At 67.1% G+C, this 21,521-nt stretch carries 25 protein-coding genes; 10 read left to right on the top strand and 15 right to left on the bottom strand.

Annotated features, from left to right (window positions below; genetic code table 11):
* Positions 1–22: 22 nt before the first annotated feature.
* The gene (locus ACFQU0_RS14630) at positions 23–1,402 is read right to left on the bottom strand and encodes a M23 family metallopeptidase (RefSeq protein WP_382202026.1); all 1,380 of its coding nucleotides are present in this window, start codon (positions 1,400–1,402) and stop codon (positions 23–25) included.
* A 93-nt stretch (positions 1,403–1,495) separates the two neighbouring features.
* Here ACFQU0_RS14630 and tyrS point away from each other — a divergent pair, with 93 nt between their 5' ends.
* Positions 1,496–2,761, top strand: coding sequence for a tyrosine--tRNA ligase (tyrS, locus tag ACFQU0_RS14625; RefSeq protein WP_382202025.1), 1,266 nt, complete (start codon positions 1,496–1,498; stop codon positions 2,759–2,761).
* A gap of 291 nt (positions 2,762–3,052) precedes the next feature.
* On the opposite strand, the gene ACFQU0_RS14620 is transcribed toward tyrS, so the two are convergent.
* The 4 genes from ACFQU0_RS14620 to ACFQU0_RS14605 all read right to left on the bottom strand — a co-directional run bounded on the left by ACFQU0_RS14620 (position 3,053) and on the right by ACFQU0_RS14605 (position 6,382).
* Positions 3,053–3,736, bottom strand: a complete 684-nt coding sequence (locus ACFQU0_RS14620; RefSeq protein WP_382202023.1) for an ankyrin repeat domain-containing protein — start codon at positions 3,734–3,736, stop codon at positions 3,053–3,055.
* Positions 3,733–4,224 (bottom strand): GlcG/HbpS family heme-binding protein, encoded by a 492-nt coding sequence (locus tag ACFQU0_RS14615; protein ID WP_382202021.1) that lies wholly within the window; start codon positions 4,222–4,224, stop codon positions 3,733–3,735. Before ACFQU0_RS14615 ends, ACFQU0_RS14620 begins: the two co-directional genes overlap by 4 nt.
* A gap of 104 nt (positions 4,225–4,328) precedes the next feature.
* Positions 4,329–4,955 (bottom strand): response regulator transcription factor, encoded by a 627-nt coding sequence (locus ACFQU0_RS14610; RefSeq protein WP_382202019.1) that lies wholly within the window; start codon positions 4,953–4,955, stop codon positions 4,329–4,331.
* Entirely contained in the window at positions 4,952–6,382 is a 1,431-nt protein-coding gene (locus ACFQU0_RS14605; RefSeq protein ID WP_382202017.1) for a sensor histidine kinase, read from the bottom strand. Before ACFQU0_RS14605 ends, ACFQU0_RS14610 begins: the two co-directional genes overlap by 4 nt.
* Before the next feature lie 61 nt (positions 6,383–6,443).
* On the opposite strand from ACFQU0_RS14605, the gene ACFQU0_RS14600 reads away from it, so the two are divergent.
* Together ACFQU0_RS14600 and dtd are read left to right on the top strand one after the other, a co-directional pair.
* Positions 6,444–7,373, top strand: a complete 930-nt coding sequence (locus ACFQU0_RS14600) for a cation diffusion facilitator family transporter (RefSeq protein WP_382202015.1) — start codon at positions 6,444–6,446, stop codon at positions 7,371–7,373.
* On the top strand, positions 7,370–7,813 hold the full coding sequence (gene dtd / locus ACFQU0_RS14595; RefSeq protein ID WP_382202013.1) for a D-aminoacyl-tRNA deacylase: 444 nt from the start codon (positions 7,370–7,372) through the stop codon (positions 7,811–7,813). The genes ACFQU0_RS14600 and dtd overlap by 4 nt, the downstream gene beginning before the upstream one ends.
* Positions 7,814–7,816: 3 nt before the next feature.
* On the opposite strand, the gene ybeY is transcribed toward dtd, so the two are convergent.
* Genes ybeY through ACFQU0_RS14575 form a run of 4 tightly spaced genes read right to left on the bottom strand, consistent with a single transcriptional unit; the run spans position 7,817 to position 10,021 of the window.
* Positions 7,817–8,275 (bottom strand): rRNA maturation RNase YbeY, encoded by a 459-nt coding sequence (ybeY, locus tag ACFQU0_RS14590; RefSeq protein ID WP_382202011.1) that lies wholly within the window; start codon positions 8,273–8,275, stop codon positions 7,817–7,819.
* Positions 8,272–8,655 (bottom strand): TfoX/Sxy family protein, encoded by a 384-nt coding sequence (locus ACFQU0_RS14585; protein ID WP_382202010.1) that lies wholly within the window; start codon positions 8,653–8,655, stop codon positions 8,272–8,274. The genes ybeY and ACFQU0_RS14585 overlap by 4 nt, the downstream gene beginning before the upstream one ends.
* Positions 8,652–9,008 (bottom strand): MliC family protein, encoded by a 357-nt coding sequence (locus ACFQU0_RS14580; RefSeq protein WP_382202008.1) that lies wholly within the window; start codon positions 9,006–9,008, stop codon positions 8,652–8,654. The genes ACFQU0_RS14585 and ACFQU0_RS14580 overlap by 4 nt, the downstream gene beginning before the upstream one ends.
* Positions 9,009–9,043: 35 nt before the next feature.
* Positions 9,044–10,021, bottom strand: coding sequence for a PhoH family protein (locus ACFQU0_RS14575; RefSeq protein ID WP_382202006.1), 978 nt, complete (start codon positions 10,019–10,021; stop codon positions 9,044–9,046).
* Between the two features lie 31 nt (positions 10,022–10,052).
* Between ACFQU0_RS14575 and ruvA the strand changes: the two genes are divergently transcribed.
* From ruvA to ACFQU0_RS14550, 5 genes are read left to right on the top strand one after another with little or no spacing between them, the layout of a single operon-like run.
* Positions 10,053–10,631: a Holliday junction branch migration protein RuvA gene (ruvA, locus tag ACFQU0_RS14570; protein WP_382202004.1), complete on the top strand. Its 579-nt coding sequence runs from the start codon at positions 10,053–10,055 to the stop codon at positions 10,629–10,631.
* Positions 10,632–10,668: 37 nt separating this feature from the next.
* The gene (gene relB, locus ACFQU0_RS14565; RefSeq protein WP_382202002.1) at positions 10,669–10,881 is read left to right on the top strand and encodes a type II toxin-antitoxin system RelB family antitoxin; all 213 of its coding nucleotides are present in this window, start codon (positions 10,669–10,671) and stop codon (positions 10,879–10,881) included.
* Complete coding sequence (locus ACFQU0_RS14560; protein ID WP_382202000.1) at positions 10,865–11,134, top strand: type II toxin-antitoxin system RelE family toxin; 270 nt, start codon at positions 10,865–10,867, stop codon at positions 11,132–11,134. Before relB ends, ACFQU0_RS14560 begins: the two co-directional genes overlap by 17 nt.
* Before the next feature lie 47 nt (positions 11,135–11,181).
* Positions 11,182–12,240 carry a Holliday junction branch migration DNA helicase RuvB gene (gene ruvB / locus ACFQU0_RS14555; RefSeq protein WP_382201998.1) on the top strand — a complete coding sequence of 353 codons (1,059 nt, stop codon included), beginning with the start codon at positions 11,182–11,184 and terminating at the stop codon, positions 12,238–12,240.
* A gap of 6 nt (positions 12,241–12,246) precedes the next feature.
* Positions 12,247–13,260, top strand: a complete 1,014-nt coding sequence (locus tag ACFQU0_RS14550; RefSeq protein ID WP_382201996.1) for an SPOR domain-containing protein — start codon at positions 12,247–12,249, stop codon at positions 13,258–13,260.
* Here the strand turns inward: ACFQU0_RS14550 and ACFQU0_RS14545 are convergent.
* Genes ACFQU0_RS14545 through ACFQU0_RS14535 form a run of 3 tightly spaced genes read right to left on the bottom strand, consistent with a single transcriptional unit; the run spans position 13,238 to position 16,742 of the window.
* The gene (locus tag ACFQU0_RS14545; RefSeq protein WP_382201994.1) at positions 13,238–14,935 is read right to left on the bottom strand and encodes a lysoplasmalogenase family protein; all 1,698 of its coding nucleotides are present in this window, start codon (positions 14,933–14,935) and stop codon (positions 13,238–13,240) included. The genes ACFQU0_RS14550 and ACFQU0_RS14545 overlap by 23 nt on opposite strands.
* Positions 14,936–14,955: 20 nt before the next feature.
* Positions 14,956–16,098 carry a DSD1 family PLP-dependent enzyme gene (locus tag ACFQU0_RS14540; RefSeq protein ID WP_382201992.1) on the bottom strand — a complete coding sequence of 381 codons (1,143 nt, stop codon included), beginning with the start codon at positions 16,096–16,098 and terminating at the stop codon, positions 14,956–14,958.
* A complete protein-coding gene (locus ACFQU0_RS14535) occupies positions 16,095–16,742 on the bottom strand; it encodes a histidine phosphatase family protein (RefSeq protein WP_382201991.1) in 648 nt (215 codons plus the stop codon). The genes ACFQU0_RS14540 and ACFQU0_RS14535 overlap by 4 nt, the downstream gene beginning before the upstream one ends.
* Before the next feature lie 106 nt (positions 16,743–16,848).
* On the opposite strand from ACFQU0_RS14535, the gene ACFQU0_RS14530 reads away from it, so the two are divergent.
* The gene (locus ACFQU0_RS14530; RefSeq protein WP_382201989.1) at positions 16,849–17,820 is read left to right on the top strand and encodes a chemotaxis protein; all 972 of its coding nucleotides are present in this window, start codon (positions 16,849–16,851) and stop codon (positions 17,818–17,820) included.
* Positions 17,821–17,845: 25 nt separating this feature from the next.
* Here ACFQU0_RS14530 and ACFQU0_RS14525 read toward each other — a convergent pair whose 3' ends face one another.
* From ACFQU0_RS14525 to ACFQU0_RS14515, 3 genes are read right to left on the bottom strand one after another with little or no spacing between them, the layout of a single operon-like run.
* Positions 17,846–18,460, bottom strand: coding sequence for a DUF4136 domain-containing protein (locus ACFQU0_RS14525; RefSeq protein ID WP_382201988.1), 615 nt, complete (start codon positions 18,458–18,460; stop codon positions 17,846–17,848).
* 4 nt (positions 18,461–18,464) lie between these two features.
* Positions 18,465–19,415 (bottom strand): tRNA 2-thiocytidine(32) synthetase TtcA, encoded by a 951-nt coding sequence (gene ttcA, locus ACFQU0_RS14520; RefSeq protein WP_382201986.1) that lies wholly within the window; start codon positions 19,413–19,415, stop codon positions 18,465–18,467.
* A 37-nt stretch (positions 19,416–19,452) separates the two neighbouring features.
* Positions 19,453–20,454: a sodium-dependent bicarbonate transport family permease gene (locus tag ACFQU0_RS14515; RefSeq protein WP_382201984.1), complete on the bottom strand. Its 1,002-nt coding sequence runs from the start codon at positions 20,452–20,454 to the stop codon at positions 19,453–19,455.
* A 73-nt stretch (positions 20,455–20,527) separates the two neighbouring features.
* On the opposite strand from ACFQU0_RS14515, the gene ACFQU0_RS14510 reads away from it, so the two are divergent.
* Entirely contained in the window at positions 20,528–21,436 is a 909-nt protein-coding gene (locus ACFQU0_RS14510) for a LysR family transcriptional regulator (RefSeq protein ID WP_382201982.1), read from the top strand.
* Positions 21,437–21,521 lie beyond the last annotated feature (85 nt).

The following is a 21,521-nucleotide window of genomic DNA, read 5'->3' as shown; positions in this document are numbered from 1 at the left end:
TGTGGGCAAAAAGCCCAAGAACTCACTGTGCGCTGGCTTGTGTGAGGGTGGCGGCCGAGGCCAGTTGGGCGCGCATGGTGTGCACCACTTGGTCAAACTGAGCGCGCGCTGCGGCGGACACCGGGATGCTTTCACCGTTGCGCGCAATGGTCAGCGGATCGATGTGTTTGCCCTTGTCGCGGAACTCGAAGTGCAGGTGTGGGCCGGTGGAGGCGCCGGTGGAGCCCACCGCACCGATGAACTCGCCCTGCTCGATTTTTTGCCCTTTGCGCACGTCAATGCGACTCAAGTGGGCATAAGCGGTGGTTTGGTTGTTGGCGTGTTGCACCACCACAATGTTGCCGTAGCCACCCTGCCAGCCGGCAAACTGCACCACGCCGTCGCCCACGGTGCGCACCGGCGTGCCGGTGGGTGCTGCAAAGTCCACCCCCAGATGGGCGCGTTGGCCACCGTGGATGGGATGGAAACGCATGCCGTAGCCGCTGCTCACGCGAGAGAACTCCAGCGGCGAGGTCAGGTAGGTGGAGCGCTGGCTCTTGCCATCAAAACCGTAGTAGCCGCCTTTTTGGCCGGGCTCCTGGAACCACAGCGTCTGCAACTGTTTGCCGTCGTTGACGAACTCGGCGCTCAGAATGCGGCCGGCGCGCAGCACCTCGCCATCGGCCTCCAGCGATTCGTAGACGATGCTGAAGCGGTCGCCTTTGCGCAGGTCGCGGCGGAAGTCGATGTCGCTGGAGAAGATGTCGGCCAGCTGGCTGGCCACGCTGTCGGGCAGGCGCACGGCATCGGTGGCGGCAAACAGCGAACTCTGAATGGTGCCACTGGCCAACTGGGCGGACGCTGTCAGGTCGGCCGTTTCATGTTTGGCCAAAAAACCGTCGTTTTGGCGTTCCAGCGTCAGCCGCTGAAACTGGCGGTCGTCCGGCTTGGACAACCAGCGTGCGCTCAGGCGGATGATTTCGTTGCGGTCGGTGGTTTCGACCGTCACCAGTTTGCCGGTGCGGCCACTGAACAGCCCGCGTGCGACGGGGTCGTTGCGCAAAAAGGCAACGGCAGCGCTGTCGCTCACGCCCAGGCGCTGCAGCAGGCTCTGGGCGTTGTCGTCGCGGCGGGTCACATCGCTGCGAAACAACACAAAAGGAACGGTGGCTTCGCCGCCGCCTTGAACCAGGCGCAAGGCGGGTTCAATGGCTTCGCTGACGGAGCGCACCGGCAGATCGGCCGCGTCGGGTGCCAGCGGGGCCACGCCAAAGGCGGTGACACCCGTGCCCAACAGCAGCGCGCCGAGACTGCCCATCACCCGCTTGGGGTGGCGGCGCAACACGTCGGCGACGGTGTGCAGAAAAACAAGGTTCAAAACGAGGGTCCTGGTGTGCTCAGACAGCCGGGGCGGTCGGGTCATGCCGGGGTTGGCGAATGGGGGCCAACTAAAATCACGGCAAACAAGCCCAAAAGTATAGCCCGTTCACCTTCATTTGCGATCCGTATTACCACCATGAGCGACACGCCCAACACGCCTGATTCTGATAAAAATATTCAAGCGCAGGCGGCCTACCCGGTGACGGACCGCGTGCGCGAGGCGATGGCGGTCAGTTTGCGCGGCTGCGACGAGCTGATTCCCGAGGCCGACTGGCTGAAAAAGCTGGCCAAGTCCGAGGCCACCGGCGTGCCGCTGCGCATCAAGCTGGGCCTGGACCCGACGGCACCCGACATCCACATCGGCCACACCGTGGTGCTCAACAAAATGCGCCAACTGCAGGACCTGGGCCACCAGGTCATCTTCCTGATTGGCGATTTCACCAGCCTGATTGGCGACCCCTCGGGCCGCAACAGCACCCGCCCGCCGCTCACGCCCGAGCAGATCAAGGCCAACGCCGAGACCTACTACAAACAGGCAAGCCTGGTGCTGGACCCGGCCAAAACCGAGATTCGCTACAACAGCGAATGGAGTCTGCCGCTGGGCAGCATGGGCATGATCCAGCTGGCCGCCAAGTACACCGTGGCGCGCATGATGGAACGCAATGACTTTCACCAGCGCTTCACGGCCGGCACGCCCATCAGCGTTCACGAGTTCCTGTACCCGCTGATGCAGGGTTACGACTCGGTGGCCCTGAAAAGCGACCTGGAGCTGGGTGGCACCGACCAGAAGTTCAACCTGCTCATGGGCCGCCACCTGCAGGCGGAGTACGGTCAGGAGCCGCAGTGCATCCTGACCATGCCGCTGCTGGAGGGGCTGGACGGCGTCGAGAAGATGTCCAAGAGCAAGAACAATTACATCGGCATCGCTGAAGACGCCAACACGATGTTCGCCAAGGTGTTGTCGATCTCCGATGTGCTGATGTGGCGCTGGTTCACCCTGTTGTCTTTCAAGTCCATGGCCGAGATCGAGGCTTTGAAGAAAGAAGTGGAAGGCGGGCGCAACCCCAAGGACGCGAAGGTGATGCTGGCCAAGGAAATCACCGCACGCTTCCACAGCGCCGCCGCTGCCGATGCCGCCGAGCAGGACTTCATCAACCGCAGCAAGGGCGGCGTGCCGGACGACATCCCCGAGGTGTTGTTGTCGGGTGCGCCGTTGGGCATTGCCACTTTGCTGAAGTCCGCCGGCCTGGCCCCCTCGACCAGCGAAGCCAACCGCCTGATCGACGGGGGCGGTGTGCGGGTGGATTCCAGCGTGGTCAGCGACAAGGGTTTGAAGCTGGCTGCCGGGACCTATGTGGTGCAGGTGGGTAAGCGGAAGTTTGCGAAGGTTGTTTTGGGTTGATTTCCCTCTTGCGTGTTGGCGGGATCGGGGTGGCTGGGTGGCCTGCGACGCTCGTGTCCCCCGCCGGCTTCGCCGGCTCCTCCTTTACCTCGCTCTGCAGGCCACCCAGCCACCCCGATCTGAAAAATCGGTGGTGCCCCTACGTGGGCGTGCCCAGGTGCCGGCGGCCTGAGTGACAGGGCTGACTGGCGCAGCGGCATAAAGGGGGAGCCGGCGCAGCCGGCGGAGGACAGCCGCGGAGCCAGTCAGCGCTGGCGCTCAGGCATACCAGCACACCAGGCACGCCAACATTCAGCGCCCGCCAGCCCGCTCCAACATCAAAACCATTGCCGAGTACCCCCGAGCCCTGGCCAGCGCCAAAGGCGTCTGCCCATGCCGATCCGCGAGTTGCAGGTTGGCCTTGGCGTCGATCAAGGCCTTCAACGTGGCCTGATGCCGCGCTCCGCCATCGCCGAGCACGATGGACTCGATCACCGCCGTCCAGTGCAGGTTGTTCACGTGGTCCAGCGGGGCGCCGGCGGCGATGAGTTGTTTCACCACACCGTCGTGCCCCAGGTGGGCGGCGGCGATCAGGGCGGTGCCGTCGTAGCGGCTGGTCACCTGCTTGGCGCTGGCGCCCAGCGACAGCAGCAGGCGCAACGTGTCCTCGTCATCGGCCACCGAGGCAATGGTGACGGTGTCGTAGCGGTCGCGTTCGAGCAGGTTGAGGTCGGCTCCCGCCGCCGCCAGCAGCCGGATGACCTCGCGCTGGCGCGCGAAGGTGGCCACGTGCAACGGCGTGCGGCCGTAGAGGTCGCGGGCGTTGGGGTCTGCCTTGGCGGCGATGAGCTGGCGCAGCGCCGCCAGATCGCCCTTGTGCGCCGCCGCGTGCAGGTCCTGGTAGGCGGCCGCCTCGGCGGCGCTGGGCGCGACCTGGGCCTGGGCCGGCAGCGCGGCGCTCAAGACGAGCGCGGTGGCGACCAGCAGCTTTTTCATTTCAGCAGGTCCGCCACTTTGGCGATGCCGGCGTTGGCGCACTGCTCGTCCAGGTGGCCGCCGGGCGCGCCACCCACGCCCACGGCGCCGATGACTTCGTTGCCCACGCGCACTGGCACGCCGCCGCCCAACACCAGGAAGCCGGGGATGTCGACCAGGGTCTGAGCGCCGGGGTTTTTCTGCACGTTTTCCAGCATGGCGCTGGTGTTGGCGCGGGCCGATGCCGAGGTGAAGGCCTTGCCTTGTGCAGCGCCCACGGTGTGCGGGCCGGCGTTGTCGGCGCGTTGCAGGGCACGCAGCGTGCCTGCGCGGTCCACCACGGCGGCGGTGACGTTGTGGTTGTTGGCGGCGCAGGCGGCCACGGTGGCGGCGGCAATCTGATTGGCCAGTTCCAGCGACATGTTTTTCTCGGTGCGAACGGCCTGGGCACTGGCGGCGGTGGCGATAAGGCTCAGGGTGAGGGCGGCGATTTTGACGGTGGTTTTCATGGGTTCTCCTGTGGGGTGGTTGCGGTGTTGATCACCGTGGGAGAACTGTAAAAATTCGGCGGCCATCCGCCCATTCGTGCGCTTACGCGCGCGGCTCCGTAGTTTTACGGAGCGCTTTCTTCCACCAGGGCGGCGTAGCGGCGGATCAGTTGGGCCAGCGACTCGGCTTCGAGCTTGGCAAACAGGTTGGCGCGGTGGGTTTCCACGGTGCGTGGCGACAGCGTGAGGGCGCGCCCGATCTCCTTGTTGGTCAGGCCTTCGATGATCAGCCCCAGCACCTCGCGCTCGCGCTCCGACAGTTGCGCGTAGCGCTCGCGCGCCGTGCGGTCGGCCTGGTGGCGCTGGCGCGACTTGACGTGCTGGCGCACCGCGTTCTGCAAGGTTTCGATGAGCAACTCGTCGTTCACCGGCTTTTCCAGGAATTCGGCCGCCCCAGCCTTGAAGGCGCGCCGGCACATCTCCACCGTGCCGTGGCCGGTGAGCAAAACGATGGGTTGGTCCACGCCCTGCGCGCGCAGGGTGTCGAGCACACTCAGGCCGCTGATGCCGGGCATGCGCACGTCCAGCACGATGGCACCAATGCCCTGGCGGTCGAATTGGTCGACAAAGGCCAACGGGTCGGCCCAGGTCTGCACACGCAGTCCCACCGTGCCAATCAGCAGGGCCAGGCTGGCGCGCACGGCCTCGTCGTCGTCGATCAGGTGGATGAGGGGGGAGAGGGTGGAGGTCACTGGGCGAGGGGCAGGCGCAGGGTGAATTCGGCCCCTAAAGGGGGGGCATTGCGTGCGCTCAGGCTGCCGCCCATGCCCACAGCCAGGGTTTCGCACAGGCTCAGGCCCAGGCCCAGGCCACCGGCACGGGTGCTGAAAAAGGGTTGGAACAGGCGGGGCAACACGTCGGGTGGGATGCCTGGGCCGCTGTCGCTGACCTGCAGCAGGCCTTCTGCTGCCTCCTGACCCAAGGTCAAGCGGATCTGGCGCTGCTCGGGTGGTACCTGTTCCAGCGCCTGCAGTGCGTTCATCAGCAGGTTGTGCACGATCTGCTCCAGCGCCACCGGGTCGGCCAGCACAGTGGGGGAGGCTTCGGTCGCCAGCGCCACGCTGGCCTGGCGGCGTTTGAACTCGGGCTCCAGCAAGTGCAAGGCGCTGCGCGCGGCCTGCTCCAGCGGCGTGGGTGCGGTGGCGCCTTGGGTGTCGGGGCGCTCCACCACCCGGCGCAGGCGGCCCACCACCTCGGCCGCCCGCCGGGCCTGCTCAGCGGCCTGGGTCATGGCGGTTTGGGCCAAGGGCAGGTCGGGAGACTCGTCATCCAGCAGGCGCAGGGCGGCCTGGGTGTTGGCCAGCACAGCGGTCAGTGGCTGGTTGAGCTCATGCGCCACGCCGGCGGCCAGCTCACCCAGGGTGTTCAGGCGCGCCACCTGGCCCAGGCGCAGCAGTTCTTCGGCACGGCGGCGCTCGGTGGTCTGGCGGCGCCAGGCCTGCCAGGCGTACGCGGCCGCCAGCACCAGTGCGGCCCAGCTCAGCATGCGCCACCAAGGCAAGGCCGACCAGCCCAGCGCCACATCTGCCTGAACGTCAAACGGCTGGCTCTCGCTGGCCAACACTTTGCTGAAGCCGAAGGTCCAGCCTCGGCTGGGCGTGTGCTCGCGGCCGGGCTGAATGGTGAAGTGTGTGTCGCCCAACACCAGGCGCACGCGCACCGGGCTGCTGGCCGGTGTCATAGGCCACTCGTCCCAGGGCACAGTTTGCTTGAGGTCGATCAGCAGGGCGTAGGCGCCGGTGCCGGCGGCGGTGACCAGTTCGTAGCGGCCTTGCGCCAGGTCCACCGCACCGAGTGCTGCGCGGCGCCGCGCGCGTGACGTGGTTTCGGCCTGGGTCAGCGAGGCCTGGGGCCAGGCTTCGCCCTCACTGCGTCGCCGCGCGTGCAGCACCTGCGGGAACACGGCCGGCAGCCGTTGCTCGGCGTGTTCACCATCGCGCACGGGTTGCAGCAGGGCCAGCGTGGCCAGCACCGCGTCGTGCTGCACCACGCGCTGGCTCAGCAGGCGGTGCACGATGCGGGCGTCGGTGTCAAAGGCTTCGCGCTGGCGCTGCAGTTCGGCGCGAGCCAGCAGGCCCGCACCCAGGGCGGCCAGCAGGGCGGCGCCGAGCCAGAGCAAGGTATGGAAGGGTGTGGGGCGCAACACAGTGACCGATTGTGCACGGTGGGACAATGTCTGTATGCCAACACCGCTCCTGCAACAACTTACACCGCGCCGCTTGTTGATGGCCTCGGTGGTGGTGGCCCTGATCACCATCGCGCTCAAAACCCTGGCCTGGTACGTCACCGGTTCGGTGGGCTTGTTGTCCGACGCCCTGGAGTCGCTGGTCAACCTCGCCAGCGCGATCTTTGGCCTAGTGATGGTCACCATCGCCGCCCGCCCGGCCGACGACGACCATCCCTACGGTCACCACAAGGCCGAGTATTTTTCTTCGGGCTTCGAGGGCATCCTCATCATCGCGGCCGCGCTCGGCATCGTCTGGACGGCCGGGCACCGCCTGTTTGACCCCCAACCGCTGGAGCAGGTGGGCTGGGGCCTGGCGCTGTCGGTGGCCAGTTCGGCGCTCAACGGCCTCTTGGCCTGGGTCATGTTTGGTGCGGCGCGCGCCCACCGCTCCATCGCGCTGGAGGCCGATGCCAAACACCTGGTCACCGATGTGTGGACCTCGGCCGGCGTGGTCATCGGCATCGCGCTGGTGCAGGTCACGGGCTGGCTGTGGCTGGACGCGCTGGTGGCCATGGGCGTGGCGCTCAACATCATGAAAGAGGGCGTGCACCTCATCTGGCGCTCGTCGCAAGGCCTGATGGACGAGGCCGTGGAGCCGGAGGTGCTGGCCACCATCCAGGCCACGCTGGCCGGTTTTGCCTCGTCCAGCGGCGAGACCCAGATCATCCGCTTCGACCACCTCAACACCCGCAAGGCCGGCCAGCGCCGTTTTGTGGACATGCACATGCACATGCCCGCGCAGTGGTCGCTGGGGCGCGCGGCCGCCGTGCGCGCCAGCGTGGAGCAGGCTTTGATGAGTGCGGTGCCCGGCCTGCGCGCCACCATACAGCTGCTGCCCAGCGATGTGGAGGCGCATTTTGACGACGAAAAGGATTTGAAGTGATTGCGGTATTGCAACGGGTCAGCGAAGCCCGTGTGGTGGTGGACGGTGTGGTGGTGGGTGAGGTCGGCCCTGGTCTGCTGGTGCTGGTGTGCGCCGAGCCCGCCGACACCGAGGCCGTGGCCGACAAGCTGCTGGCCAAGGTCCTCAAGCTGCGCATCTTCAGCGACGAGGCCGGCAAGATGAACAAAAGTGTGGTGGATGTGGCCGGTGGGCTGCTGATCGTGAGCCAGTTCACCCTGGCCGCCGATACCACCGGTGGCAACCGCCCCAGCTTCACCGCCGCCGCGCCCCCGGCGCTGGGCGAGCGTTTGTACGACTACTTGGTGGCCCGCGCCCAGGCCACACACCCCGTGGTGCAGACCGGGCGTTTCGCGGCAGACATGAAGGTGCACCTGGTCAACGACGGGCCCATCACCATCCCGCTGCGCATGAGCGCCTGAGGTCTATTTCGCGTAAGGGTCAGGTTGTCCCAACCCGGCGAGGATCTCCGTTTCGCGCGCCTCCATTTCCTCCGCATCGGCTTCGCTGGTCTCGTGGTCCCAGCCCTGGGCGTGCAGGGTGCCGTGCACCAGAAGGTGGGCGTAGTGTTCGGCCAAGGACTTACCCAGTTCGGTGGCCTCGCGGGCGATGACCGGCGCGCACAGCACCAGGTCGGCCATGACCACCGGTTCGGTGGCGTAGTCGAAGGTCAGCACGTTGGTGGCGTAGTCTTTCTTGCGGTAATCGCGGTTGAGTGCCTGGCCTTCCTCGGCATCGACGATGCGCACGGTGATTTCGGCGTCGGCATCCAGCGCGTGGCGAATCCAACGCGCCACCTTGTGGCGGGGCAAGGCAGCGCGGTGTTCGTCCGCCCCTTCAAAACGCGCGAACTGCAGGGAGAGGGACAGCTGGGGCAGGCTCATGGTCGGGGCTTTTTCTTGGGTTGGGGGCGGGCCTGGGCGGCCAGCGCGGTCTGCCAGGCCAGTTGCGCCCAGTCGCTCATCAGAGCGGGCGATTCCATGGCTGCTTCTGGGGCGGCGTGGTAGTGCAAGGCCATGTCACGGCCCTTGGCCTGGTAGACAAAACGCAGGCAGCCTTCGGCCAGAAAGCGGGCGGCGGTCAGATCGTCGGTCTTGAGCCACAGGCGTTCGCCGCTGCCCAGGTCGGCAATGATGGCGAAGGTGATGCCGTCCACGCTGATGCCCCAGCCGCCGAACATGCGCTTGGCCTGGCAGGGGCCGACGCTGGCCAGCAGGTCCAGGCAATGGGCGGTGAACTCGGGCAGCGGCCGGAGGGGGCTCATGGTTGTGCGCGGCAGCCGGTGTGCAGCATCTGTTCGGTGGCGGTGTGGTCGGGTGGCAGCAGGGCCAGAAAGCCTTCGTCGCCCTTGCTGTGCCAACGCAAGCCGCGTTGCTCGTCCACGTCCACATACCGTGCGCCCGATGCGGCGGGAAGGTTGCGCAGCACGGCTTGTGTGCCTGCCAGGGTGATCACGGCCATGGCCACGCCTTGTGGCGGGTTAAGGTAGGCCACGGCCAGTCGGGTGCCATCGGTACAACGGTAGTTGCGCGTCTGGCCGCTCCAGCCATCGACCTCGAACTGGTGCACAGTGGGCGCCGGCAGCCCGCTGGCGCAGCCGGCCAAGGTCAGTGCCATCACGGGGGTGCAGAGGTGCCGCACGTGCAATGGCCTCAGGTGGCGCGGCGTTTGCGCACGGGCGCTGCCTCGGCGTCCAGCGATGGCGTGCGGGCCTCGTAGGCGTCCACGATGCGGGCCACCAGCGGGTGGCGCACCACATCGGCGCTGGTCAGGCGGTTGATGGCAATGCCTTGCACGCGCTTGAGCACACGCTCGGCGTCGATCAGGCCGCTGAGCTGGGTGCGCGGCAGGTCGATCTGGCTCACGTCGCCCGTCACCACCGCCTTGCTGCCAAAGCCGATGCGGGTGAGGAACATCTTCATCTGCTCCACCGTGGTGTTCTGCGCTTCGTCCAGGATGACAAAGGCGTGGTTGAGCGTGCGCCCGCGCATGAAGGCCAGCGGCGCGATCTCGATCTGCTGGCGCTCGAAGGCCTTCTGGACCTTGTCGTAGCCCATCAGGTCGTAGAGCGCGTCGTACAGCGGGCGCAGGTATGGGTCTACCTTTTGCGTCAGGTCGCCGGGCAGAAAGCCCAGGCGCTCGCCGGCCTCCACCGCCGGGCGCGTGAGCACGATGCGCTGCACCGCGCTGCGTTCCAGCGCGTCCACAGCGCAGGCCACGGCCAGGTAGGTTTTTCCGGTGCCGGCCGGGCCAATGCCGAAGGTGATGTCGTGTGTGGCCATGTTCTCCAGGTAGCGCGCCTGGTTGGGGGTGCGGCCCTTGACCTCGCCGCGCCGCGTCTGCATGGCCAGCGCCTCATCGCCCACGGCGGGCAATGCGGTGTCACCGCTGAGCATGAGCTGCACTTGCTCGGCCGGAATCGGGCGTCGCGCCATCTCGTACAAGGCCTGCAAGGCCTCCAGCGCCTGCTGCGCCTTGGCCTTGGGGCCTTCGATGCGGAACTGCTCGAAGCGGTGCGCGATCTTCACCTGGCAGGCCGCCTCGATGGTGCGGATGTGGGCGTCCATCGGCCCGCACAGGTGGCCCATGCGGGTGTTGTCGGGCGGCGAGAAGGTGTGTCTGAGAATCAAACCGATAATCCGCTGAAAAAGGAAGTTCCCAATGATAGGCAAGTTGACCGGCACCCTGCTGGAGAAGAACCCGCCCCAGATCCTGATCGACTGCCACGGCGTCGGTTACGAGGTGGACGTGCCCATGAGCACCTTCTACAACCTGCCCGCCGTGGGCGAGAAGGTGGCCTTGCTGACCCACTTTGTGGTGCGCGAAGACGCGCAGATTCTCTACGGCTTTGGGGCCGCGCCCGAGCGCGAAGCCTTCCGCCAGCTCATCAAGATCAGCGGCGTGGGCCCGCGCACCGCCCTGAGCGTTCTCAGCGGCATGGGCGTGAGCGACCTAGCGCAGGCCATCACCGCGCAGGAAGCGGGTCGCCTGATCAAGGTGCCGGGCATTGGCAAAAAAACCGCTGAGCGCCTGCTGCTCGAACTCAAGGGCAAACTGGGCGCCGACATCGGCGTGCCCACCGGTGGAGTGGTGCGCGGCGAGTCGCACGGCGACATCCTGCAGGCCTTGGTGGCCCTGGGCTACAGCGACAAGGAAGCGGCGCTGGCGCTCAAGGCCCTGCCCGAGGATGTGGGGGTGAGCGAGGGGATCAAGCTGGCATTGAAATCGCTCGCGAAGTGAGCTTGCTCGCTATACTTGTATAGCAAAGGAGGCTGACATGCTTGCCATTCGCCTGACGCCGGACATCGAGGCCCGGTTGAACCGCCTGACCCAGGAAACCGGTCGCACCAAGACCGCGTTGGCGCGTGAGGCCATTCTCGAGCACCTGGACGATCTGGAGGACTACTACCTGGCCGAGGCGCGGGCGCGCAAGAACCGCAAGACCATTGCGCTGACGGATGTGGAGCGCGAACTTGGCCTGGCTGATTGAGTTCGATCCCGACGCGCTGAAGGAACTCAAACAGCTGGACCGCCCGGTTCAGGTGCGCTTGGTGGCGTTTCTGCGCGACCGCCTGGCGCCGCTGGGTGATCCGCGCAGCATCGGTGAAGCACTGTCGGGTGCCCGGCTGGGCAGCTACTGGAAATACCGCGTGGGTGACTGGCGCATCGTGTGCGACATCCAGGACCAGCGCATCGTGGTGCGGGTGCTGCGCATTGGCAACCGGCGTGAGGTGTACCGCTGAGCACTTGCGCGCAGTGGCCTTGAACCGAACAAAGACACAATAGCTGCATGGCCATCCAAACCGACGACTTTGCCCCCGCGCCGCGTGTGGTGTCCGCCGCGCCCGCCTCGCCCAAAGAGGAGGCGATCGAGCGCGCCCTGCGGCCCAAGCTGCTCGACGAATACGTGGGCCAGATGAAGGTGCGCGAGCAGCTGGAAATTTTCATTGGCGCGGCCAAAAAACGTGCCGAGGCGCTGGACCATGTGCTGCTGTTTGGTCCGCCCGGCCTGGGCAAAACCACACTGAGCCACATCATTGCGCAGGAGCTCGGCGTCAACCTCCGTCAGACCAGCGGCCCGGTGCTGGAAAAGCCCAAGGACCTGGCGGCGCTGCTGACCAACCTGGAGCCCAACGACGTCCTGTTCATCGACGAGATCCACCGCCTCAGCCCGGTGGTGGAGGAAATCCTCTACCCCGCGCTGGAGGACTACCAGATCGACATCATGATCGGCGAAGGCCCGGCGGCGCGCAGCATCAAGCTCGATCTTCAGCCCTTCACCCTGGTGGGCGCCACCACCCGCGCCGGCATGCTGACCAACCCGCTGCGCGACCGTTTCGGCATCGTCGCCCGGCTGGAGTTCTACACGCCGGAAGAGCTGGCGCGCATCGTCAAACGCAGCGCCGGGCTGCTGGGCGCGCCCATCGAGGCAGAAGGTGGGTTCGAGATTGCGCGGCGCTCGCGTGGCACGCCGCGCATCGCCAACCGCTTGCTGCGCCGCGTGCGCGACTACGCCGAGGTCAAAGGCAGCGGCACCATCACCAAAACCATGGCTGACAAGGCCCTGGCCATGCTGGACGTGGACCCGCAGGGCTTCGACCTGATGGACCGCAAGCTGCTCGAAGCCGTGGTGCACCGCTTCGACGGCGGCCCGGTGGGGCTGGACAACATCGCCGCCAGCATCGGTGAGGAGCGCGACACCATCGAAGACGTGATCGAACCCTACCTGATCCAGCAGGGGTTTTTGCAGCGCACGCCGCGCGGGCGCGTGGCCACGCTGGCCGCCTACCGCCACCTCGGGGTGACGCCGCCGACCACCGAGGGTGGCCTGTTTGGTGCCGATGCCTGACCTGCCGTGAGCACCCCGCCGCGCGAGTCCCCCACACACATGCTCTACCGCGCGGCCTTGGGGCCTGTGCAGAGCGAACACCACCTCCGGGCCTTCGAGCGCTTTGACGCCCGGGGCGTGGCCGGGCCGAGCTGGAACACGCTGGCCGCGCTGCTCACCTTCAACTGGCTGGTGTACCGGCGCTTGTGGCGCATCGCCGCCGTGTACCTGTTGCTGGTGGGTGCTGCGGCCGGTGCATTGTGGTGGGGCCGGGGCCATTTGCCGGATGGCGTGACGTTGGGCCTGGCCGGCGCGGTTGTGCTGGTGGCCACTGCCCTGCCTGGGCTGTTTGCCAACGCGTGGCTGCATGGCCAATTGCGGCTGGCGCTGGTGGACGTGGTCCGGCAGTCGCCCTCCATGGCCGACGCGGCCGACGTGTTGCGCCAGCGGGCGCCGTCGCTGCAGCGGCTGCTGGTGATGTGCCTGTTGAACCTGTTGATGGCGGCGCTGGTGGGCTGGCAGGTGTGGGGCAGCGCCGCAGCGCAAGACCCCGTGGCCAAGTCGGTGGTCGAGCCCTTGGCCACCCCGCCGGTGGTGGTGGTGGCCGAGCCTGCTCCGTTGCCTTCTCCCACACCATCCCCCGCACCTTCCCCCGCCACGGCTGAGCCGCCAACACCCGCACCCACCGCCGTGGACACCGTGGCCGACGTTGCGCCGCCCGCGCCGCCCACCCCGTCGACAGTGCCCGACCCCGAACCCGTCGCCCAGTCGGTGTCCGAGCCGATTGCCGTGCCGGCTGCGCGGGGTTACGGCATCAACGTGGGCTTGTTCGCCGACCCGGCCAATGCGCGGCGCGCATTGGTGCGCATCCGACAGGCCGGTGTGCCGGCCCGCAGCGACACGCTGCAACTGGAGCGCGGCCAGCGCACCCGTGTGCGCGCTGGCCCCTTTGCCAACCGCGCCCAGGCCGAGCAGGCTGCCGCACGCATCAAGGCCCTGGGGCTGGATGCCCAGGTGTTCAAGCAGGGCGCGAACGAATGAGGCCGCCCACCATCAGGCATTGCGCCAGGTAGTAGGTGGCCAGCACGCCCAGCTGCGCCATGGGCAGGGGCGTGACGAAGCGGTTGAGCGCGAGCAGGGTGTCGCTGAGCATGAAAAAGCAGGCCCCCACCGCCACCAGCACCGACGCCTGATCGCGCCGCACGCTTGCGCGACCCAGGGCTTGCGCCGCCATCAAAGCGATCACCACCACATAGGCGGCCACCGGCCCGCGCAGGCCCGCAGGCAGGCCACCGAGCCACAGCACCGTGTACATCAGCGCGCCCACCGCCAGCGTGACCCGCAGCGACTGGCGGCTGGCAAACCAGGGCGCGTCCTGCCGCAGCCGCACGATGTAGGCGATGTGCGCGAGCAGAAAGGCCACCAACCCCGGGATGAACAGACCGGGCAGCATCAGGAACACATCACCCGCAAGCGAGCCCAGCAGCGCCAGGCGCAGCCACAGCGCGCGTGGCACGCCCCAGGTGAGCGCCAGCGCGATCACCATGGCCAGGGGTTTGAAGACCAGGTGCAGCTCGCGCAGCCCCAGGGCCGAGCTGGCGGTGGCCAGGGCACAGGCTTCGATCAGCCACAGCTCGGTGGCGCTGATGCGACCTTGCAGCAGCGCGCCCACGCCCCACAGGCTCACGGTGAGCGCCAGCAACCAGACGCAGGCCGTGGCCAGTGGCCAGCCGTCCACCTGCCACAAAAACGTCGCCACGCCGCCCAGCAGCGCCACGAACTGCAAACCCGCAAGCCAGGCCGTGGCGCGGGGCAGGGGCGGGTCGAAGCGTTGCAGCGCGGCCGCGTCAAACGGTGGTTTGGGGAAACGCGCCGCCACGTCGGCTGGGCGCCAGCCGGGGGGCTTGAACCACACGCGCAGCTTGTCGGGCCAGCGGCGGGTGTGCCAGCTGTCCTTCAGCAAGGCCCAATACACCTCGCCATTGGCCCACAGCGGGTCCCAGCTCCTCAGCGGGCTGCGGGTGCCGTAGACACATGTCTCGTCTTCTTCCTTGAAGCTGCCGAACAGCCGGTCCCACACGATGAGAATGCCGCCGTAGTTCTTGTCCAGGTAGCGGTCGTTGACGGCATGGTGCACCCGGTGGTTGGAGGGCGATGCGAACACGCGGTCGAACCAGCCGAGTTGGGGCACGTGTTCGGTGTGGATCCAGAACTGGTAGAGCAGGTCGATCAGGCCCACCACCGCGAACACAATGGGCGGCACGCCCGCCACCGCCATGGGCACGTAAAACACCCAGCCCAGCAAGGCGCCGCTGCTGGTTTGGCGCAGCGCGGTGGAGAGGTTGTAGTCCTCGCTCTGGTGGTGCACCACGTGCGCGGCCCACAGGACCGCCACCTCGTGCCCGCCACGGTGCAGCCAGTAGTAACAAAAGTCGTAGAACACCAGGGCCAGCAGCCAGCCGTACCAGCTGGTCCAGAACTCCGGGCCCGGGCCGATGGCGGCGGCGTGGTACACGGCGGTGTAAATGCCCACGCGCAGCAGCAGCGTCAACACCTTGGTCACTTCGCTGAGCATGCCCAGCGAGATGCTGTTGAGGGCGTCGTTGAGCCGGTAGGTGTTGTGCCCCTTGGCGCGGCCGTAGGCGTATTCGGCGGCAATGAGGAGCAGGAAGACCGGGGTGGCCAGAACAATGACTTGGCTGGGGCTGAGATTCATGCCGGCGATTGTGGCGGCACTCAGGTCAGCGCGCCCCTCGCATCAACCCGGATGAGCCGTTCGACAAAACCTTGCTGCAACCCGCCACGCACCCCCACCAGCCAGTCGTGCAGGTTGACCGTGGGGTCGCAGTGGCCGGGGATGAGCCACACGGTGTCGCCGATGGCGGGCAGCGGCGTCGCGGGCGTGGCTGCGCGCAGCACGCCGTGTTCGTCGCCACCGTTGGCGAACGTCAGGCCGGCGGGTGCCCACACGGTGGGCAGGCCGCTGTCAATGGCGTGGCTTTTGTGGCCGGCGTCGCACACGGCGCGGTCGCCCTGGCGGCTCACCACCTGGGCCTTGACGAACAGCGCGTGTTCGAAGGCCGGCGCATCGGCCGTGTGCTGGTTGCTCGCGTAGTCGGCGTCCATGAACAGGTAGGAGCCGGTCTGCAGTTCGCCCCACAGCCCGCTGGCGGTTTCCAGCGCGTAGGTGCCGGTGCCCGCGCCTGTCACCAGCAGGGGGCCGAAGCCGTGGCGGATCAGCAGGTCGCGTGTCTCGCGCACCATCTGGGTCGAGCGCGTCAGCGTGGCTTGGCGGGTGGCGGTGTCACGCTGGTGTTGGGCGGCGCCGTGGTAGGCGTGTAGGCCCACCAGGCGCAGCGTGCGGTGGGGCGCGATGGCGCGGGCCAGCGCCAGGGCCGGTTCGCCCGGGGGCACGCCACAGCGGCCGTGGCCAATGTCCACGTCGATGAACACATCGATGTGGGCGCCGTGGGCGTGGTGCATGGCGTCGGCCAGTGCGGCAATGCCGTGTTCGCTGTCCACCGCGATGGCCAGCTGGCCACCGTCGTGTTGCAGCCGCAGCGCCAACGCGGCCACGCGGGCCAGTTTTGCTGGCGCGATCACCTCGTTGCTGATGTAGATGTTGTTCACGCCACCGGCGGCCAGCGCTTCGGCCTCGGCGGTCTTCTGCACGCACACGCCCACCGCGCCGTGGGCCATCTGCAGGCGCGCCAGTTCGGCGCTTTTGTGCATCTTGGCGTGGGGGCGCAGGCGCACACGGTGGTTGCGTGCAAAGGTGGCCATGCGGGCGAGGTTGCGCTCCATGGCGTCGAGGTCGATGACCAGGGCGGGGGTGTCGACGGCGGCGATGTTGTCGCCGGGGCGTGCGGGCGGCGTCATGTCGTGGACTCGTCCAGCGGTGCGTCGGCATCGTCCTGCAGGTGGCCGATGTCGGCCCAGCCCACCAGGCTCAGGCCTTCCGGCGTCCAGAGCAGGCGGTTGATGCCGGCGTTGTCCAGCGTCCAAGTGCGGGGTGCCTGGATGTCCTGGCCGGTGGCCAGGCGGTACAACACATCGAGCACGCCGCCGTGGGCCACCATCACCACCTGCTCGCCTGGGTGGCGCGCGGCCAGTTCGTGCACGGTGGTGGCAATGCGCTCGCGCAGGGTCAGCAGGTTCTCGCCGCCTTCGGGCGCAAAGTCGGGCACCCGCTTGCGCCAGGCCAGGGCTTCATCGGGCCAGCCGGTTTCGATTTCGTTCCAGGTCTTGCCTTCGAAGCGGCCAAAGTGGCGTTCGCGCAGGCCGGCGTGGGTGTGCACGGGCAGGCCCCGCACGGCGGCGATGGCCTGCGCCGTGGCGTGGGCGCGGGCCAGGTCGCTGCTGTAGACGGCGGCAATGGGCTCGTCGCGCAGGGCGTCGGCGGCGCGCCGGGCCTGCCACAGCCCGCGCTCGTTGAGCGGGATGTCGATGTGGCCCTGGATGCGGGTGTCGCGGTTCCAGGCGGTTTCGCCGTGGCGGATGGCAAGGATGCGGGTCAGTTGCACGGTGTGGTGTCCTGGGGCGGCGTGGGCCGTCACAAAAAGAGTTTGTGGGAGTGCGCGAGGCTCTCTAGAATGAATCGTCAACCATTCTTAAAGGGCGGGGGTTTTGATGAGCAGCGTACAACAAGAAATCGACGAGCGGACCAAGCTCACCAGTTCCAACAAATTCGAGATGTTGCTGTTTCGGCTTGGCAGCGACGCCAATGGCGAACGCTCCGAGTTGTTTGGCATCAACGTGTTCAAAATCCGCGAGATTGTGGCCATGCCACCGGTCACGGCCATGGCCGGTGCACCGCAGCACGTGATGGGGGTGGTCAACCTGCGCGGCCAGATCATCCCGGTGATCGACCTCTCGGCCGTCACCGGCAACATCCCCAAAACCGGCCACAACATCATGCTGGTGACCGAATACGCGCGCACCACGCAGGCGTTTGCGGTGGAGGGGGTGGAAGAGATCGTGCGACTGGACTGGAAACAGGTGCTCAGCGCCGAGAACAGCGCCGCCGGCGGCATGGTCACCAGCATCGCACGGCTGGACGACGACGTGAACGGTCAGCGCCTGGTGCAGGTGCTGGACGTGGAGTCCATCCTGCGCCGCGTCATGCCCACCAGCGACGGCGAGATGACACCCGAGAACGTGGGCCCGCAGGTCAAGCTCAAGGAAGGCACGATGATCGTGGCCGCCGACGACTCCTTTGTGGCGCGCGCCTTGATCGAGCAGGGCCTGCAGGCCATGAACCTGCCTTACGTGATGTGCAAGACCGGACAGGAAGCGTGGGAAAAGCTGCAGTCCATCAGCGCCGAGTGTGCGGCCCAGGGCCGCGAAATCCACGACAAGGTGGCCCTGGTGCTGACCGACCTGGAGATGCCCGAGATGGACGGCTTCACCCTCACGCGCATGATCAAACAAGACCCCAAGATGCGCGCACTGCCGGTGGTCATCCACTCCTCGCTGTCGGGCGCCACCAACGAGGACCACGTGCGCAGCGTGGGCGCAGATGCCTACGTGCCCAAGTTTGTGGCCGAAGATTTGGCCGGCACGTTGCGCCGGGTGTTGGCCGAGTACGGGCAGGTGGTCTGAAGCGTTTGGGGCCGCTTGACGGTGGTCAACGCGGAATTTCGATGTTGACTTGCCGGGCGCCAGCAGGCGGCTGGGGAAAATCCCGCAAGGCGGCCGACGCCATGGCGCCCCACAGCGCGGGGCTGTCGGGCCAGCGGCCGTCGTGTTTGGCACGCGTTTCGTACACCACGCGCCCGGTGGCCGCTTCGCGCACCACCACCGTGATCTCGCGCAGGTAGTACGGGTTGTCCGCGATCATCAGCGGAAAGCCCAGCGTGATGCCGCCGTGGCGCCCGCCGATGCCACCCGAAATGCTCCAGTTGGGGCGCTCCCAGGGGGTCTCCCAGGGCGCGCGTGGCAGGCGCTGGCCACCGGCGTTCACCTGCACCAGCCAGCGCACGCTGTCGTTGCCGGTGGGCAGCTTCAGGCCCCACGCCGTCAAGGCGTCGCGCACCGCCAGCTCCAGGCCATCCTGCAGCGCGTTCGGCGCCGTGCTGCGTTGTGAGGGCAGGCGGTCAAACGCAAAACGCTCGCCTTTCTGAGGGGCGCCTGCCGGCCACTGCGGAAAACTCTGCACCTGGTTGTCCACCAGCATCACGCTGGCGCAGCCACCCAGCAGGGCGCTGATGGCCAGCAGCAGGGGCAGCATCAGGCGGCGCATGGTGTCAGGCCTCCTGCACCAGCGAGATGACTTGCTTTTCGGGCAGGCTGGGCGCGGTGGGCAGCGGCTCGTCGTCGAAGGCCTTGTCGCCGTCTTCGTCGGGCACACCCGTGGCCTTGAGGCCGGCAAAGTCGTGCAGCCCCCGGTCCATGAGGTGGCTGGGCACCACGTTCTGCAGCGCGGTGGCCATGTTCTCCACGCGGCCCGGAAACTTCTTTTCCCACTCGCGCAGCATGTTGCCCACCTGCTTGCGTTGCAGGTTTTCCTGGCTGCCGCAGAGCGTGCAGGGGATGATGGGGAATTCGCGCACCTGGGCCCAGCGCGTGAGGTCTTTTTCGGCCACGTAGGCCAGGGGGCGGATCACCACGTGCTCGCCGTTGTCGCTGACCAGCTTGGGGGGCATGCCCTTGAGCTTGGCGCCAAAGAACATGTTGAGCAGCAGGGTCTGCAGCATGTCGTCGCGGTGGTGGCCGAGGGCGATTTTGGTGGCGCCCAGCTCGTTGGCCACGCGGTACAGGATGCCCCGGCGCAGCCGGCTGCACAGGCTGCACATGGTCTTGCCTTCGGGGATGACTTTTTTGACGATGGAGTAGGTGTCCTGCGTCTCGATGTGGAAGGGCACGCCCAGCTGGCCCAGGTACTCGGGCAGGATGTGGTCGGGAAAGCCCGGCTGCTTCTGGTCCAGGTTGACGGCGATCAGCTCGAACTTGATGGGCGCGCGCGCCTGCAGTTTGAGCAGGATGTCCAGCATGGCGTAGCTGTCCTTGCCGCCCGACACACAGACCATGACCTTGTCGCCTTCCTCGATCATGTTGTAGTCGACGATGGCGCGGCCCACCTCTCGGCACAGGCGCTTTTCGAGCTTGTGGTCTTCGCGTTCGATCTTCAGCGCCTTCGGGGGGACTGTGTCAGGCGCTTCGGTCGCGGGCGTGGTCCAGGTGGGGGTCGTCGTCATGGGGTGGCTCAATGCAGGTCGGCAGCCCCGTATTGTCTCAGCCCAGCGCAGCCTGCGCCAATCGGGTGTAGAGCGGTATGCCCAACAGGATGTTGAGCGGGAAGGTCACGCCCAGCGAGAGGCCCACGTAAAGCGAGGGGTTGGCCTCGGGGATGGCGTGCCGCACCACCGCCGGCACGGCGATGTAGGAGGCACTGGCGGCCAGCACCATGAGCAGGGCGGCGTCACCCGCCGGCAAGCCGGCCAGTGCGGCCAGCCCCAAGGCCAGCAGGCCGTGCACCAAGGGGGCGATCAGCGCGTACGCCAGCAGCCACGGCGATTGGCCCCGCAGCCCGGGCAATTGGCGCGCTGTGTTAAGGCCCATGTCGAGCAGGAAGAAGGCCAGCATGCCTTTGAACAAATCACCCGAGAAGGGCTGCATGGCTTCGCGGCCACTTTCGCCGCTGAGCCAGCCCACCGCCATGGCGCCCAGCAACAGCAACTGCGCGCCGTCGGTGAAGGATTCGTGCAACACCTTGGGCCAGCCCACCCCCGCGGCCGGTGGTCCGCCCAAGGCCAACGTGCCGCCGCTCACGGTGTGGGCGGCGCTGGCCTGGCGCCGCAACACGTTGGCCAGCAAGACCGCCAGAATGATGGCCGGCGACTCCATCAGCGCCATGGCTGCGGCCATGTGGCCGCCGTGGGCGATGCCTTGGCCGTCCAGGTGGGCGTTGGCGGTGATGAAGGTCACCGCACTCACCGAGCCGTAGGTGGCGGCCACGGCCGCCGCGTCAAACGGCCCCACCACACGGCGCAACAAGCCGTAGCCCAGCAACGGCACCACCACCGCCAGCAGCACCGCCAGCCCCAGGCCCGTGAGCACCTGGGTGGTCAGCCCGGTTTGTGCCAGGGCAAAACCGCCTTTGAGGCCCAGCGCCATCAGCAGGTACAGCGACAGGAAACGTGAGATGGCGGGTGGAATTTCGAGGTTGGATTTCAGCAGGCCGGCAAAAACGCCGAAGACAAAAAACAGCAGCGCGGGGTCGGTGAAGATGTGCATGGGAGCGCACTTTAGACACATCCGGGCATTGAGTAAAATCGATTGTTGGAAACGGATATATAGATAAATATCTATGAATGTGACCTTCCGCCAACTGCGACTGTTCTTGGCATTGGCCGACACCGGCAGCGTGAGCGCGGCAGCACGGGCCATGCACGTGACCCAACCCACCGCGTCCATGCAGTTGCGCGAGGTCAGCGACGCGGTGGGCTTGCCGCTGTACGAGGTGATCGGCCGTCAGGTGCACCTGACCGAAGCCGGTCACCAACTCGCGGCCACCGCACGTGGCATCGTCGATCGGTGGGAGGACTTTGAGCAGACCGTGGCCGGCCTGCAGGGGCTCACGCGCGGCCGCCTGCGGGTGGCGGTGGTGAGCACCGCGCAGTACTTCATTCCCGGCCTGCTGGGCGATTTCTGTACCCGCCACCCGCAAATCGATTTGTCGCTGGAGGTGCTCAACCGCGACGGTGTGGTGCAGCGCCTGCGCGACAACGCCGACGACCTCTACGTCATGTCCATGCCTCCGGCGGACATGGAGCTGGAAGACCGGGTGTTCCTGTCCAACCCGCTGGTGCTGATCGCGTCGGCGGGCCACCCACTGGCCACCCGCAAACGCCTGACGCTCAACGCGCTCGCGGGCGAACGTTTTCTTTTGCGCGAGGCCGGCTCGGGCACGCGCCTGGCCACCGATCGCTTCCTCGCCGCCCAAGGTTTTGAGCCCCGGCTGCGGCTGGCGCTGGGCAGCAACGAGGCCATCAAAGAGGCCGTAGCGGCCCGCCTGGGTGTGGCGGTGATTTCGCTGCATGCACTGCGTGCCGACAGCGCCCGGCGTGACCTCTGTGTGTTGCCCGTGCAAGGTTTGCCCATTCCCTCGCAATGGCACCTGGTGCACCCCAAGGCCAAGCGCCTGTCGCCCATCGCCCGGGTGTTTCATGCGCACTTGTTGGCCGAGGCCGGCAAATGGGCTGCGCGGCAGGCCTGAAAGTTGTTCTGCCAGAGCGGGACCAAAGCTGTGGAAAACTGCGCGGACAAGTCGCGCAGGCCGCATGGCCAAAGGCTTGGCGGGC

This window comes from Hydrogenophaga defluvii (assembly GCF_042665235.1).
GTDB lineage: Bacteria > Pseudomonadota > Gammaproteobacteria > Burkholderiales > Burkholderiaceae_C > Hydrogenophaga > Hydrogenophaga defluvii_A.
This window is presented reverse-complemented; position numbering and strand designations above follow the sequence as displayed.